Origin of the sequence: Paludisphaera rhizosphaerae (assembly GCF_011065895.1) — a bacterium.
Classification (GTDB): domain Bacteria; phylum Planctomycetota; class Planctomycetia; order Isosphaerales; family Isosphaeraceae; genus Paludisphaera; species Paludisphaera rhizosphaerae.
This window is the reverse complement of the sequence record NZ_JAALCR010000037.1, coordinates 1-12,824: the sequence shown is the minus strand read 5'-3', so window position 1 is coordinate 12,824 and position 12,824 is coordinate 1. Positions and strand designations below refer to the sequence as shown.

Below are 12,824 nucleotides of genomic sequence, written 5' to 3'. Positions count from 1 at the left end.
CGCCTGGGTCAACGCCGTCCGATCGCCAGGTCGACGGCGCCGATCAGGCTCTCGCCCAGGCCCTTTTGTCGGATGGCCTCAACGTCCATCCGGCAGGCCTTGAGCGCGTCGATCACGGCGGGGTCCCACTGGACGCCGCGGCCCTTCTCAAGGATCTCGTCGATCTGCATCGGCGAGAGCCGCTTGCGGTAGGGCCGGTTGCTGGACATGGCGTCGAACGAGTCGGCCACGGCCAGGATTCGCGCTTCGATCGGGATTTCGTCCCCTTCCAGATGGTCGGGATAGCCGGTGCCGTCGAGGCTCTCGTGGTGGTGACGGACCCCCGGCAGAATGTGCCGGAGCTTCTTCAGGTCCTGGAGGATCGTCACACCGATCTCCACGTGCTGCTGGATCCGCCGGTATTCCTGCGGACTGAGCGGCCCGTGCTTCTTGAGCACCTCGTCGTCGATGCCGATCTTGCCGATGTCGTGGAGCAGCCCGGCCAGGTAGAGGTCGCTTCGCTTCTGGGGAGGCCAGCCCAGTTCCTCGGCCAGTCGAACGGCGATCCGGGCGACGCGCTCCGAGTGACCCGAGGTATACGGGTCCTTGGCGTCGATCGCCGCGGTCAGAGCGCGGATGATGCCGAAGAGGAGATCCTTCAGGTCGGCGTACACCCGCGCGTTGTGGGACTGGGTGGCGATCAGCGAGGCGACGTACTGGGTGCGCTCAATCTCCAGGGAGCCGAACGGACGGCCCTCCGCCGGGTTGACCACAATCAGAGCGCCGGCGGTGCCCGCCGCCACGACGGCGAACCGCCGAACGGCCTCCGGGGCGTGGGCGGCTCGCGCCGACTCAGGATTATCGGCCATCCGGACCGGATCGCGTCCCAGTGCGGACGCCAGCAGCCGCAAAGCCTTGGAGCCCAGCCCCACGACCTCGCCGCTGACCACGACGTCCTCGTGGTCCTCCACCGGCACCCAGGCCACGACCTCGGCGGCCAGCGACGCGCGAAGGACGTTCGTCGCCAGAGCCTGGAATCGCCCCGGGGGATCCGAGATTTTCATTCGACGGGTTAGACGACCAATAACGACATGCTCCCCTTCATCGCCGCCGGCGGCGTCGCCGCTGCGATCGGCCGGCCCAGCCTCTCGCTCCTCGCAAAAGGCCTGCCGCGCCCGTCCTGAGCCTTCCGCGTACATGTTCGCCCCCCTCATCATCCTGCCTATTTGAACCGGGTATCACATTACAAGCCTAGGACACGTCGCGACGAAACGACGGAAACCCGGAAACGTGTTGCCTGAACGCCACAACGGCTGGCCAACCTCCACGCCGGGACCTACCGATTTGGATGGACGCGCCGGTGGCCGGCGATTGTGATCCAGAGGGAGAGCGACTCGATAATGGCGCAAAACCGCTCCGACGACTCGCCGTTCGCCGACTTTGAAATCGGCTCCGTTGATTCGCTCGAATCGCTGCGGGCCTCGAAGCCGGTTTCGCGACGGGGAAGGTCCGCCTTGCGGTCGGCACCCAGCGAGGCGATGGACTTCGAGTCCTCGGAAAGCCCGCTCGACGGACGGAACATCGACAAGGACACCTGCGTCTTCGAGAGCGGCGGAGACGATGAAACGGGGCTCCCTTTCGGCCGAAGCTCGGACCAGGGTCCGGCCCTTCCCCGTCCCGGCGACGAGGTCGGCGGCTTTCGACTGATCTCCGAGCTGGGTCGGGGAGCTTTCGCCCGCGTCTTCCTGGCGGAGGAAGCCAATCTCGCAGGTCGCCGCGTCGCCCTGAAGGTTTCCGCGGCCGAGGGGGACGAGCCCCAGATTCTGGCTCGGCTCCAGCACGCCCACATCGTCCCGGTCCACTCGGTCCACGACGACCCAAAGACGGGCTTGAGGCTGCTCTGCATGCCCTACCTGGGAGGTGCGAACCTGGCCCAGGTCCTCGAAGAAGCGCAGGCGCGCTGCGAGGGCGAAGCCGGACGCCCCTGCTTGATCGCGGCTCTGGACCGTCTCACGCAGCGACAGCCTCCGGTCGGCGTCGACTCCCCGGTTTCAAGCCGCAGGGAGTCGCGCCGCCTTCGGCTCCACGATTCAGGTTCGGTGCGGCTGGACCCGGCCCATACCGGCAATCGTCCGACTTCGATCATGCGCGGAGGACCGGATCGCCCCTCGCGGAAATTCGCTCCCCTGCGATGGATGCTGGATCGGCCGGCATCCGAGGCCGCCGGCGACCACCCCGACGACGATCTCCTTCCCGCACGCAGGTTTCTTCGCCGCGCCGATCCGATCCGGGCGGCGGTGTGGGTCGTCGCTCGGCTGGCGGAGGGCCTGGAGCACGCCCACTCCCGCGGATTGCTGCACCGGGACCTGAAGCCCTCAAACGTGCTGATGGCGGCCGACGGAACCCCGATGCTGTTGGACTTCAACCTCTCGGTCGAGGCGCCGACCGAGGACCAGGAGGCCGACGCCTCGATCGCACGGGCGATGCTCGGCGGCACCTTGCCCTACATGTCGCCCGAACACCTCGACGCGCTCGATCCGCAGGGATCGACCTCCCCCGAGGCCGTGGACGAGCGGTCGGACATCTACTCGCTGGGCCTGATCCTGTTCGAGATGATCGCCGGTGAGTCGCCGTTTCCCACTCAAGAGGGGGTCGGCGGGTCCCTCGGACTGGTCCGTCGGATGATCGCCGAGCGTCAGCAGGCCCCCCCTTCGCTTCGAGCCCGCGTCCCGGAAGTCCCCTACAGTCTGGACGCCCTTGCGGCGAAATGCCTCGCTCCCAACCCGGACGACCGATACGCCTGCGCCGGTGACCTCGCGGAAGATCTTCGCCGATTCCTCGACGATCTGCCGATGAAGTACGGCCCCGAACCCAGCCTGGCCGAGCGTGCGGCGAAATGGGCGCGGCGACATCCGGCGGCCTGCTCGTCAACATCCACGGCCGGCGCGGCGGCCATCGTCCTCGGGCTAGTGATGATTCTCGGTCTCCACGTTTACGAGGCGACGGAGGCGCTCCACGCCCGGTTGATGCTCCGCAAATTCCAACGCGACTCCCAGGAGTGCCAGTTCCTCCTCAACGCTTCGAACGACGAGGAACGCCTTCATCGCGGCTTGCTCCTGGCTCCGGCGACGCTGGAGGCGGCGGGAGTCGACGAGGCCCAGGGGGTGCTGGGCGGCGACTGGATCCTCCGATTGGAGGCCGCCGAGCGAACCGCGGTACGCGAATCGATCGTCGACCTGATTCTGGAGGACGTCCACGCTCGCGTCATCGCGGCGAAGGATGAGTCCGAGTCTCGTCGCCGCCAGGTCCTGGAATCGGCCGTCGCACGGCTCGACCGCCTGGCCGTCAGGCTTCCGGCTCCCCCGTCCGTCCTGTTCCGCCAGAGGTCACGCTATCGGGCGGCTCTGGGCGACGGTGAGGGAGCCGAGCGCGACCGTCGCGAAGCCGCGGCCCGGCCCCCCAAGACCTGCCGCGACTGGACGACCCTGGGAATGTTCCACCTCTCGATGGACGATCTGACAGCCGCCGAGCAGGCTCTGCGCGAGGCGGTGGCGCTGGACGTCACCTCGTTCTGGGCGTGGTTCGCGCTGGGTCACTGCCACTATGAGCAGAAGCGGTACCCCGAGGCGGTCGGCGACTTCACGGCCTGCGTCGTCACCCGGCCTGACTACGCCTGGGGCCACTTCAACCGAGGCGTCGCCCTGTCTCTGGCCGGCCGTCCTCGCGAGGCCGCGGACGCCTACTCCCGGGCTCTAACCCTGGACCCCAACTTCCTTGAGGCCCGCGCCAATCGGGGCCTGGTCGAGCTGGAGTTGAACGAGCCGGCCAAGGCCGAGCTCGATCTGCGGAAGGCCATTCTCAAGGGTCGCAACGAGCCTCGCGTGGCGGCCGCCCTGGCCGACGCGCTGAACCGCCAGGGCAAGTCCCGTCAGGCCGACGACCTGTTCAACGAGCTTCTCGCGCATTCACCCAGTCCGGAAATCCGCGCCGCGCGGGGCGTGATCCGACTTCGGAACTCGCCGGAGAAGGCCGCGGAGGATTTCAACGCCGTCCTGGCCGAGCAGCCGAACAACCCCCTGGCCCACTACGGGCTCGCCAACGTCCTGCGTTGCAGCGATTCCGCCGCCGCCCTCAGGCATCTCGACGAGGCGATCGAGGCCGAGCCCAACTTCTTCGACGCCGTCGAGCTGCGAGCCGTCGAGCGCGCCCGCGTCGGCAAGCGGGCCGCTCTCGACGACATCGACCGCCTCGTCGCGCATCCGACCGCGAACGGCCTGTACAACGCCTCATGCGCACTGGCCCTGCTCGGCGAACACGCTCGGGCGCTGGAGCTGCTGGGGCGCGCCGTGGCCTCCGGTTTCCCGCCGGATCACGCCGCCTCAGACCCCGACATGGCGTCCCTTCGCGACCGTCCTGAGTTCCGCCACGCCCTGGAAACCTCGCCGACGGCTCGGTGACCGAATCAGCGGGTCGCCTCGTCTCGACGCTCGATCAAGAGGCCGAGCGGGCGTTCCAGCCCGTGGGTCTCCATCAAAGTCTGGTCGTCGAGAATAGTTCTCGACGGTCCGTCGGCGACGACCCGGCCGGCGTCCAGCAGGACCGTCCGAGGGCAGATCTCCAGCACCATCTCCAGGTCGTGGGTTGCGATCAGCTTGGTCGCCGGAAGGGAGGCGATCAACTCCAGAAATCGCCGACGACCACGGGGGTCGAGGTTCGCCGTGGGTTCGTCGAGGACCAGGACCGAGGGTTGACACGCCAGCACGCCGGCGAGGCAGGCTCGTTTGCGTTCGCCGAAGCTCAGGTGATGCGGCGGCCGATCGGCGGCGGCGACGAGATCGACCTGCGCCAGGCATTCCAGAGCCAGTCGACGGGCCTCGTTCTTGCTCATCCCCAGGTTCAACGGGCCGAAGGCGACGTCCTCCAGGACGGTCGTCGAGAAGAGCTGATCGTCGGGATCTTGAAACAGCAGCCCCACCCTGCGCCGAACCGCCGCGGCCTCGCGCGAGGCGTCCAGGCCGTCGATCCACACCGAAGTGGTCGCCCGGCGTCCCAGGACGGACCGCTTGCCGGGCAGAAGGCCGTTCAGGTGAAGGAGCAGCGTACTTTTGCCTGCACCGTTCGGTCCGACCAACGCCACGGATTCCCCCGGGGAGATCTCCAGATCGACACCGTCGAGAGCCCGCCGGCCGTCAGGGTAGGCGTAGGAGAGTCCGTTCACTCGGACGGCGGGCGTCGGGGCGTTGGTTGCATCGTCGGTCGGCACGGCTCAGTCGTCCAGGGTCCGAAACTCGCCGTCCCACCCCCGCGCGGTCATGGCGTCGAAGACGCGTTCCTCGCGAAGCAGCGCCCGAAACAGCAGCATCCCGATCAGTCCCGCGAGCACGCTGAACGTCAGCCCGGACCGGCCGAACGTCCGAGCCCGGCGGGCCGTCGCCATGCGGTCGAGTTCGTCGCGGAGGACGAACAGGTAGCGGTGCATCATCGCGATCGTCGCCGTCAGAACCGCCGGGACGCCCAGACGCCGCAAGGCCGAGAGGAGCCGCGACCAGGGGGTGACCTCGGCCAGAATCATCATCGCACCGAACGCCAGACTATTGCGAACGACGAGATCCAGCACAACCAACCGCCGCGGCAGCCCCGTCCGTTCGGCAACGGCCCCAGACGCCAACACCGCGAGAAATCCGACCACGATCGCGAACCCCAGCCAGCGCACGAGCAGTCGCGCGGGGGAGATCCGCCCAACCGCCGCCGCGACGGCGAGACAGGCCGCCATCGCGCCTAGCAGCCGCCAGGAGCCCGAGGGAGCGGCGACCACCCCGACCACGAAAGCGACCGCCGCCACGAGCTTCACTCGCGCGTCGAGACGTTGCAAGGGCCCGTCAAACGGCATCAGCCCATGCCCCCTGCTCCCCGTTGCTGGGGGCGAAAACTCGGGCCATCGACCAGGCGAAGCCGAAAACGACGAGCGTCCCAATCAGCCCAGCCGCAGCCGTCGCCAGCTTGACGCCGTACGGCCCCTTAGGCTCGATCGGCAGCGGGAGCTTATATTCGACCATGGGCGAGCGAATGATCGGCGGGGCCTCGCCGTCGGGCAAAAACCCGAGCTTCTCCCCGACGAACTCCAGTCCGTCCGGCGCATCGGAGGCGAAAGGCGATGCGAACACGGCGACCGCCAGGGCGATCGCCAGCCCGGCGGCGATCGTGGAAAAGCCGAAGCCGAACCGCGCGGTCTCCGGCGTGTCCTCACCGTCGACCTCGATCAGTTCGGGTCGGGTCAACAGCACGAACCTGACCACCAGGCCGGTGATGAGAGCCTCGCCCACGCCGATCCCGGCGTGGACCAGCCCCATCCAGCTCAGGATCCGGAAGAAATGTTCGCGACCGCCTCCGGCCGCAAGCTCGATCGAGAACGCTCCCGCGGCCAGCAGGACGGAGAACCAGGCCGCGGTCATCGAGCCCACCAGAATCCCCCGCCTCCCGCCCACCGCGCGGCGGATCGGGTCGTAGATCGCATAGCCGACGACGGAGCCGATCAGCCCCATATTGACGAAGTTCGCCCCCAGCGCTGTTACCCCGCCGTCCTGGAAGAGAAGGCACTGGACGATCAAGACCGCGGCGATCACCACTGCGCCGGCCCAGGGTCCCAGCAGCACGGCCGAGAGGACGCCCCCCAGCAGGTGCCCGGATACTCCCGGCCCGACCGGAAAATTGACCATCTGAGCGGCGAAAACGAACGCCGCCGTCATCCCCATCAAGGAGGTCGCCCGCGCTCCATGCCGGTCCTGCACGCGCCGAAGCCCGTAAGCCAGGCCGGCCGCGCCGATCAGCGTGGTCACGAGCGAGGCGCGAGAGTCGATCAGCACGTCCGGAATATGCATGGCGCATCCTGACTCGCTGGGGTCACGGTATGGCGTTTGGTGAAATCATCATACCGGAGCCGACGTCCCAGTGAAGAGGGACGTTCAGCGCGGGCCAAGACTCGCCGTCGACGCCGCCCCGGGGCGATCGGGGAGATTCTTCAGGCTCAGTTGGAACCGGTCGCGGATCTGGGAGAAGGCGTTGTCGTGGAGCAATTTCTCCGCCTCCTCCACGCGATCCTGGCTCAGAGCCAGTCGACCGGCGAGATACGACGGCAGGTTGGGAACCGGAACGATCGTCCGGGCGTTCGGAGCGGTCATCCAGATTTCGCGTCCTCGATCCGTCAGGGAAAGCCTGGCCTCGATTCGTGAGAGCCGATTCTGCGTTCCCAGGTAGGTCCCCTCATGGCGCTCCCGGACCGCGAACGTGAAGCGATAAGGCGGGTTGGTCCAGAGATCAGCCCACCGAGGCTCCGTGGGGGGAGGAAGATAGCCCTTCAGACGGAGGGTTTCGAGGATCATCGGTCGGAAGATTCGGTCGTACCCGGCTTTCGCCCCGACGACGAATTCCCCTGGAGCCTCATCGATCGCCGCGCCGCAACGATCGACCAGAGCGGCGACGATCGCCCGAAAGCGGTCCTGGGCGGGCTTCCGAGCGGGCGAAGGGAGGTGAAGAGCCAGGTCGTCGCCGTCGCGGCAGATCGCGAGTGCCGTTGACGGATCGAGTTCGCGGACGGCCCGGTCGGCGGCGTCGTCGATCCAATGACTGAGTGCGGAGTCAAACCGCGCCTGGACGTCCGTTCGGACTGGTTCGAGGTCGTGATCGGCCCCCACGCGGGCGATCAGGTCCAACCAGGACCCGAGGGATTTTGGTCGATCGTCGGCCGCAAGCTTGCCGAGCACGGATTCCACGTCGCGACGGGCCAGATCGCGGCGGCGGCCATGCAGCTTATCGGGGTCATCCAACTCAACCCCCGTGGCCGGCGCAACCGTCAGCGCGGAGTCCAGATCGATGAGTGCGAGATCGAACCGTCCCGCCGACTCATGAGCCTGGGAAGAGTCGATCAACCGCTCGACGGTCCGCAGCCGAGCCGCTCGCTCGCTTCGCACCAGGGCCTGCACGGTCGCGGTGGCGATCAGCGATGCCACCGCCAGGATGATTCCGGCCCAGGCCCAGGGAACCCATCTCGGCTTTTCGAATCGACGACGCTTCCAGGCCCCGTCGACGCGGGGCAGGAAGGGAACCTCGATCAGGCTGTTGCAAAAGCGGCAGCGTGCCTGCCGCCCAGGTCCGGGCCGCCGAACCTTGACAGTCTGGCCGCACTGAGGACAGGCGAACTCGCCGTCCATGATTTAAGGGGCCTCATCGAGTGGGGTTTGAGCGACGCCGAGCGCGACGCTCTATTGTAACCCCACATCGGCCCTCGCGTGAATCAAACGGCGGGTTGAGTCGTGCAACGATTCATGAGCCAGGTGTCGACGTCGGCCAGCATGTCGGGGTTGAGGCGATGGTTGCAGGGGTAGGACTGGAAGGCGACCCGCAAACCGCCGGCTCGAAGCGTGGCGACGTCGCGACGGGCGTGACCGATCGGCACTCGCGTATTCCACGCGCCATGGACGACGAGGATCGGGAAGTCGCGACAGGCCTGGTATCGAGCAAGGGCCCGGAAGTTGGTCGGGAGCCAGCCGTTGATCGCCACGATCCCGGCGAACCGGTCGGGGAAGCTCAGGCCCAGGCGGTAAGCCGCGGCCGCTCCTTCACCATGACCCACCAGAAAGATCCGCTCGGAATGCACGTGCAGCAGGCTGCGGATTTCCCGGATGCTGCGGAAGACGCCGTCTTCCAACCGCATCATGGGGTCCATTTCCGGATCGAGCAGGATTCGGCGAAGTCGTTCCGCTTCACCCAGAACCGGAGCGCTTCGGAAGCTGCTTCGGGCGGGAATCTCGAATTCCTGCCCCCAGGAATAGCCCACCTGACGTTCGTGCTTGAAAACGGGGACGGGCCCCCGAAGTCCGAGCCCCACATAATTCCGTCGGCTCAAGGCCGGCATGGCCCGAACCAACTGGTCCTCGTCGGCCCCTCGGCCATGCAGAAGGACCAGCAGGGGGTACGCATAATTGGGCTCGTACTGGCCCGGCACGAAATGGGAGTCGACGAATGCCGCCGTCCGCGACGTCGCCGAGAAGTCTTGCGCGTCCGTCCGATCCTGGGCCATCGTAAAATCCTCTGGGGGCAAGACTTCAGGGCGCGGCAGAGGCCGGACGCTCTGGACGGAGACCAACGGCCGGCCGGCCGCCCCCCCTCCTCATGCGAGGGAGGAATCAGACCAGGCAAGCATAGCCGCGATCTTACCGCTCTTCAACAAACCGCCTAGCTATTTTCCATTTTGTCTCAAGTTTCCCGAAACGCGATCCGATGACGCCTCGAATTCGTGAAATCTGATAGGGTTGTGTCGATTGCCAGCGGTCCGAAACCTGGACAAAAGGGGAAGCCTCAGCAGGTCTGGACCACTTTGCCGATACCGACCTTTAGAACAGATCCTTGAAGAAATTCCCGACCGACTTCGGGAAGATCCCGAGCGTCTTGTCGTTGCTGCTCGACTTGATGGCGGGACGTCGATAGAGCTTCTTGGTCGGAGCGGCCTGACCGTTCTGAGTGGCCGTCGCCGCCTGGGCCAGCTTCAGAGCCTTCTGATATTTGGCCATACTCGGCTTGTTAATGTCGAGCAGAACCTCTGGGTCGGGCGTGTTAGGCACAAAGGTCGACCCATCCGACCCGAGCAGCCGCAGGGAGACCGGCGACGACGTGGCCGTGTTGTTGTTCTTGAAGGTCTCGTTCAGGCCGTTCTCCGGGTCGGCGATGGCGACGATCTTGGCCGTGCCGATGCCGTCCAGCACGATCCCCGATGGGAGCCTGCTTGGGAGCGAGACAGTCTGCGTGATGGACTGCGAGTAGCCAGGGGCGAGTCCCGGAACGATGGCGTCGCCCAGGAAGATGGTCCGGTTCGGGTTGCCGCTGGGACCGGCCAGAAGGAACCGGACCCGGAACGGACCTGGGTCGACGCTGCCCATGTTCTGCACGCTGGTCGTCACGTCGAAGTTGCCGCCCCAGACCAGGTCGCTCGTCGACGTCGAGACGGTCGACACAGCCAGGTCCGGCAGATTGGTCTGGATCGGCGTCGTCGTCACGTCGCTCGGCAGGTTGATCGTCACCGACGTCTGATCGATCCCCGTCCCACCCACAGCCACGTGGGGGCCGACCGGGTTGGTCAGGAAGTCGGCGTCCGGGAGAATCGTCAGGGTGAACGAGGTGGCCCCGGAGAGCAGGACCGGCGGGATCGAGGGAAGAGTGAACGTCTTCTCCACGTTCACGGTCTGCCAGGGCTCGATCGCCGGCACGCTGATGCTGCCCAGGGTGACGTCCGACCCGGTCCCCTGCGCGATCCCGGCGGGGGTCAGAACCACCTGGGCGCGAGTCGCCTGCGCCGCACCGTAGGACTTGTTGGTCATCTGGGTCGTCACCGAGAGCGTCTGCCCCCAGGTGGCGGTCGACGGATAGATGCCGACCGAGGTGGCGAGAATCTGAGCCGGTTGCGTCGGAGCGATCTGGATGAGGGCCTGGTCGTAACCCGGACCGATGCCGCTGTCGTTACGCTCGTTGGACTCGACGATCTGCTTCGAGGAGTCGACCTTCATGCTCAAAGCGAGGTTCCCGGACGACCCCATGCCGGGGACCGGGTTGGCCGGGAGCTTGACGGTCGTCGTGAAGGGGATCGACTGGCCGGCGGCGAGGCCGTCGGGGATCGTCACCTCGCCCAGCAAGACGGACATACGGTTGATGTTCAACCGACTTCCCGCGTAGATGGCGACGTTGAACGAACCGGAGGCGGCGGCGTCCCCTTGATTGGTGACCTGGCCCGTCACCGTCACCGAATCCCCCCAGTCCGCGCTCTGAACGACGACGAGCGACGAGCCGACCAGGTCGGGCAGGTTGTGAGCGGCCGTGGAGAGGACTTCACGCTTCTCAAGGGAGTCGAACTTCAAAATGATCGGCCCGCGCCCCCAGGCGCGGCGACGTCCCTCGGACCGTCGCTTGTCGGACATACCTCGTCCTCCTCCTTGAGAACATCTCCGCGGGCCGCGTCCCGCACGGGCGGGGCGGGCGCATCCCGGGCCCTCGGCGGCCCCCTCGGCTTCGACGTGGGGGGAGCGGCCGGGCTCGTTTCATACGGCACCCTTCCTGGGCGTCGGCACGTTACCCGCGGCTGCGATCCCGGTCAAGGCGGCTCGAGTCGTTTATAGACCGCCTCAATCGAGGCTTTCGCCCAACTCACGAAGCCGGGCCGCCAAGCGCTCAGCGCGATCGACGGCCTCCTCACGCAGCGACCTTTCCTCATCGGCGCGACGGGTCTCGGCCTCAGCACGACGGGTCTCTACCTCGGCACGACGGGTCTCGGCCTCGGCGATGCGTTCCGCAAGCCTGGTCTTTCGCTCGGCCTGGAGTCGTCGCTGGCGTTCGGCCTCGGCGATCCGCCGCGCCGCCGCCTCGTCGCGAGCCAACTCGCCGAACGTCCGAAACGGGAGTCCATCGGGCCGGAGCAGGATGAGAGCGTCCTTGCGCCGAGGCACCTCGAACGTCACTCCCAGTCGGGGACTCGTCCAGCCGTTTGTCTTCTTGATGGCGCGAAGGCCGGCAGGACCTCGCAGCCAGGCCTTCAGGGCCCCTGTCTCGGGATCGTAGTAGTAGTATTCCTCGACGCCTCGCTTGTCGTAGCGACGGAGCTTCCCGGCCATCTCGGCCGCGGTGTTGCTGGGAGAGTCGATCTCGAAAACGACCTGCGGGACGACGTTCTCCTCAACCCACTGGCGGTACGACCGCCGATGCCCCTTGGGTCGACCGAAAACCACGAGGACGTCCGGAGCCATGGAGTCGCGAGGGTCCCCCTGGACGGCGTACCAGAGGAGGTCGCCGGCGACGAAGACGTCGGCTCGGTCCTCGAATAGGCTCTGCAACCCTTCCTTGATCGTGACGATCCACTGGAACTGGAGGGTGCTGTCCGCCATCGGCTTGCCGTCGCTGGAGGGGTACAACGGGTCGTACGGGTCAACGAACAGCGTCGTCGCCGTTGAGGACCTGGAGGAGTTGGACTTGGCGGTGCTCATGAGACGGCTCCCGAGCGTCGCGTCGGTTCAGGCGTTCAGTTGATTTATACCACGGCGGAGCTTGTGGAGCGAGACGGGCTCTCGACGCCCCGGTCTCATTGTGATACCAGTGGTTGGGTGGCGCGGCGTCGCCGAGGTCGGGGCAGGATCGCGTCGAGAGTCAGGAGCCGAGGTTGACGGAGCAGTTGGTTGGACAACTCGGGTACATCGGGATCGCCCTGATCCTGGTGCTGGGGGGCTTCGGCCTTCCGATCCCGGAGGAGGCGCCCGTCCTCCTGGCGGCGATCCTCACCCGCAACGGCCAGCTTAACGGCCCGCTGGCCTTCTCGTCGTGCATGATCGGGGTGCTGCTGGGCGACTTCCTCGTCTACCTCATCGCCTACCGATACGGCGAGCGCGTCCTCAGCCTCCCCTTGACCCGCCGCCTGTTGACCAAGGCCCGCGAAGCCCAGATCAAGGGGTATTTCCACCGCCACGGCTTCAAGATCCTGATCCTGGGCCGATTCGCGCCCGGCTTCCGGACAGCCGCCTACCTGACCGCCGGCATCCTCAAGCTGCCGCCGCTCAAGCTGCTGCTGATCGACCTTGTCGCGGTGCTCCTGAGCACCAGCCTGATGTTCCTGCTGGGCTACCTCTTCGCGCACCAGATCGAGAAGGGCCTCCACGAAGCCCAGCAGTGGGTGGCGATCGCCATCGCGGCGGGAGTCGGCGGCTGGCTCATGTACCGCCACTACCAGGGCCAGCGCCGAGCGGGCCTGCCCGTCGGACCGCCCGTCCTCGTCAACGAGGACGTCCCACTCCCCCCCGACGACTTGGAAGCGA

At 66.8% G+C, this 12,824-nt stretch carries 10 protein-coding genes; 2 read left to right on the top strand and 8 right to left on the bottom strand.

The window, feature by feature from the left end:
* Window positions 1-8 precede the first annotated feature (8 nt).
* Complete coding sequence (locus tag G5C50_RS28385; RefSeq protein WP_240907405.1) at window positions 9-1,178, bottom strand: HD-GYP domain-containing protein; 1,170 nt, start codon at window positions 1,176-1,178, stop codon at window positions 9-11.
* A 201-nt stretch (window positions 1,179-1,379) separates the two neighbouring features.
* On the opposite strand from G5C50_RS28385, the gene G5C50_RS28380 reads away from it, so the two are divergent.
* The gene (locus tag G5C50_RS28380) at window positions 1,380-4,436 is read left to right on the top strand and encodes a serine/threonine-protein kinase (RefSeq protein ID WP_165074521.1); all 3,057 of its coding nucleotides are present in this window, start codon (window positions 1,380-1,382) and stop codon (window positions 4,434-4,436) included.
* A gap of 5 nt (window positions 4,437-4,441) precedes the next feature.
* On the opposite strand, the gene G5C50_RS28375 is transcribed toward G5C50_RS28380, so the two are convergent.
* The 7 genes from G5C50_RS28375 to G5C50_RS28345 form a co-directional block, all read right to left on the bottom strand.
* Window positions 4,442-5,242 carry an energy-coupling factor ABC transporter ATP-binding protein gene (locus tag G5C50_RS28375; RefSeq protein ID WP_165074519.1) on the bottom strand — a complete coding sequence of 267 codons (801 nt, stop codon included), beginning with the start codon at window positions 5,240-5,242 and terminating at the stop codon, window positions 4,442-4,444.
* A 3-nt stretch (window positions 5,243-5,245) separates the two neighbouring features.
* Window positions 5,246-5,869: an energy-coupling factor transporter transmembrane component T family protein gene (locus G5C50_RS28370; RefSeq protein WP_165074517.1), complete on the bottom strand. Its 624-nt coding sequence runs from the start codon at window positions 5,867-5,869 to the stop codon at window positions 5,246-5,248.
* The gene (locus G5C50_RS28365; RefSeq protein ID WP_165074515.1) at window positions 5,859-6,857 is read right to left on the bottom strand and encodes an energy-coupling factor ABC transporter permease; all 999 of its coding nucleotides are present in this window, start codon (window positions 6,855-6,857) and stop codon (window positions 5,859-5,861) included. The genes G5C50_RS28370 and G5C50_RS28365 overlap by 11 nt, the downstream gene beginning before the upstream one ends.
* Window positions 6,858-6,941: 84 nt before the next feature.
* On the bottom strand, window positions 6,942-8,186 hold the full coding sequence (locus tag G5C50_RS28360) for a paraquat-inducible protein A (RefSeq protein ID WP_165074513.1): 1,245 nt from the start codon (window positions 8,184-8,186) through the stop codon (window positions 6,942-6,944).
* A gap of 83 nt (window positions 8,187-8,269) precedes the next feature.
* A complete protein-coding gene (locus G5C50_RS28355; RefSeq protein ID WP_165074511.1) occupies window positions 8,270-9,055 on the bottom strand; it encodes an alpha/beta hydrolase in 786 nt (261 codons plus the stop codon).
* A 313-nt stretch (window positions 9,056-9,368) separates the two neighbouring features.
* Entirely contained in the window at window positions 9,369-10,943 is a 1,575-nt protein-coding gene (locus tag G5C50_RS28350) for a CARDB domain-containing protein (RefSeq protein WP_165074509.1), read from the bottom strand.
* 204 nt (window positions 10,944-11,147) lie between these two features.
* Window positions 11,148-12,002, bottom strand: a complete 855-nt coding sequence (locus G5C50_RS28345; RefSeq protein WP_165074507.1) for a Uma2 family endonuclease — start codon at window positions 12,000-12,002, stop codon at window positions 11,148-11,150.
* 173 nt (window positions 12,003-12,175) lie between these two features.
* Here G5C50_RS28345 and G5C50_RS28340 point away from each other — a divergent pair.
* Window positions 12,176-12,824 (top strand): DedA family protein (locus tag G5C50_RS28340; RefSeq protein ID WP_165074505.1); only part of this gene is annotated, 649 nt, incomplete at its 3' end.

Excerpts from the sequence above, each read along its gene's own strand:
- G5C50_RS28365 (WP_165074515.1), bottom strand. The coding sequence starts at position 6,857 with ATGCATATTCCGGACGTGCTGATCGACTCTCGCGCCTCGCTCGTGACC.
- G5C50_RS28345 (WP_165074507.1), bottom strand. The coding sequence starts at position 12,002 with ATGAGCACCGCCAAGTCCAACTCCTCCAGGTCCTCAACGGCGACGACG.
- G5C50_RS28385 (WP_240907405.1), bottom strand. The coding sequence starts at position 1,178 with ATGTACGCGGAAGGCTCAGGACGGGCGCGGCAGGCCTTTTGCGAGGAG.
- G5C50_RS28360 (WP_165074513.1), bottom strand. The coding sequence starts at position 8,186 with ATGGACGGCGAGTTCGCCTGTCCTCAGTGCGGCCAGACTGTCAAGGTT.
- G5C50_RS28350 (WP_165074509.1), bottom strand. The coding sequence starts at position 10,943 with ATGTCCGACAAGCGACGGTCCGAGGGACGTCGCCGCGCCTGGGGGCGC.
- G5C50_RS28355 (WP_165074511.1), bottom strand. The coding sequence starts at position 9,055 with ATGGCCCAGGATCGGACGGACGCGCAAGACTTCTCGGCGACGTCGCGG.
- G5C50_RS28370 (WP_165074517.1), bottom strand. The coding sequence starts at position 5,869 with ATGCCGTTTGACGGGCCCTTGCAACGTCTCGACGCGCGAGTGAAGCTC.
- G5C50_RS28380 (WP_165074521.1), top strand. The coding sequence starts at position 1,380 with ATGGCGCAAAACCGCTCCGACGACTCGCCGTTCGCCGACTTTGAAATC.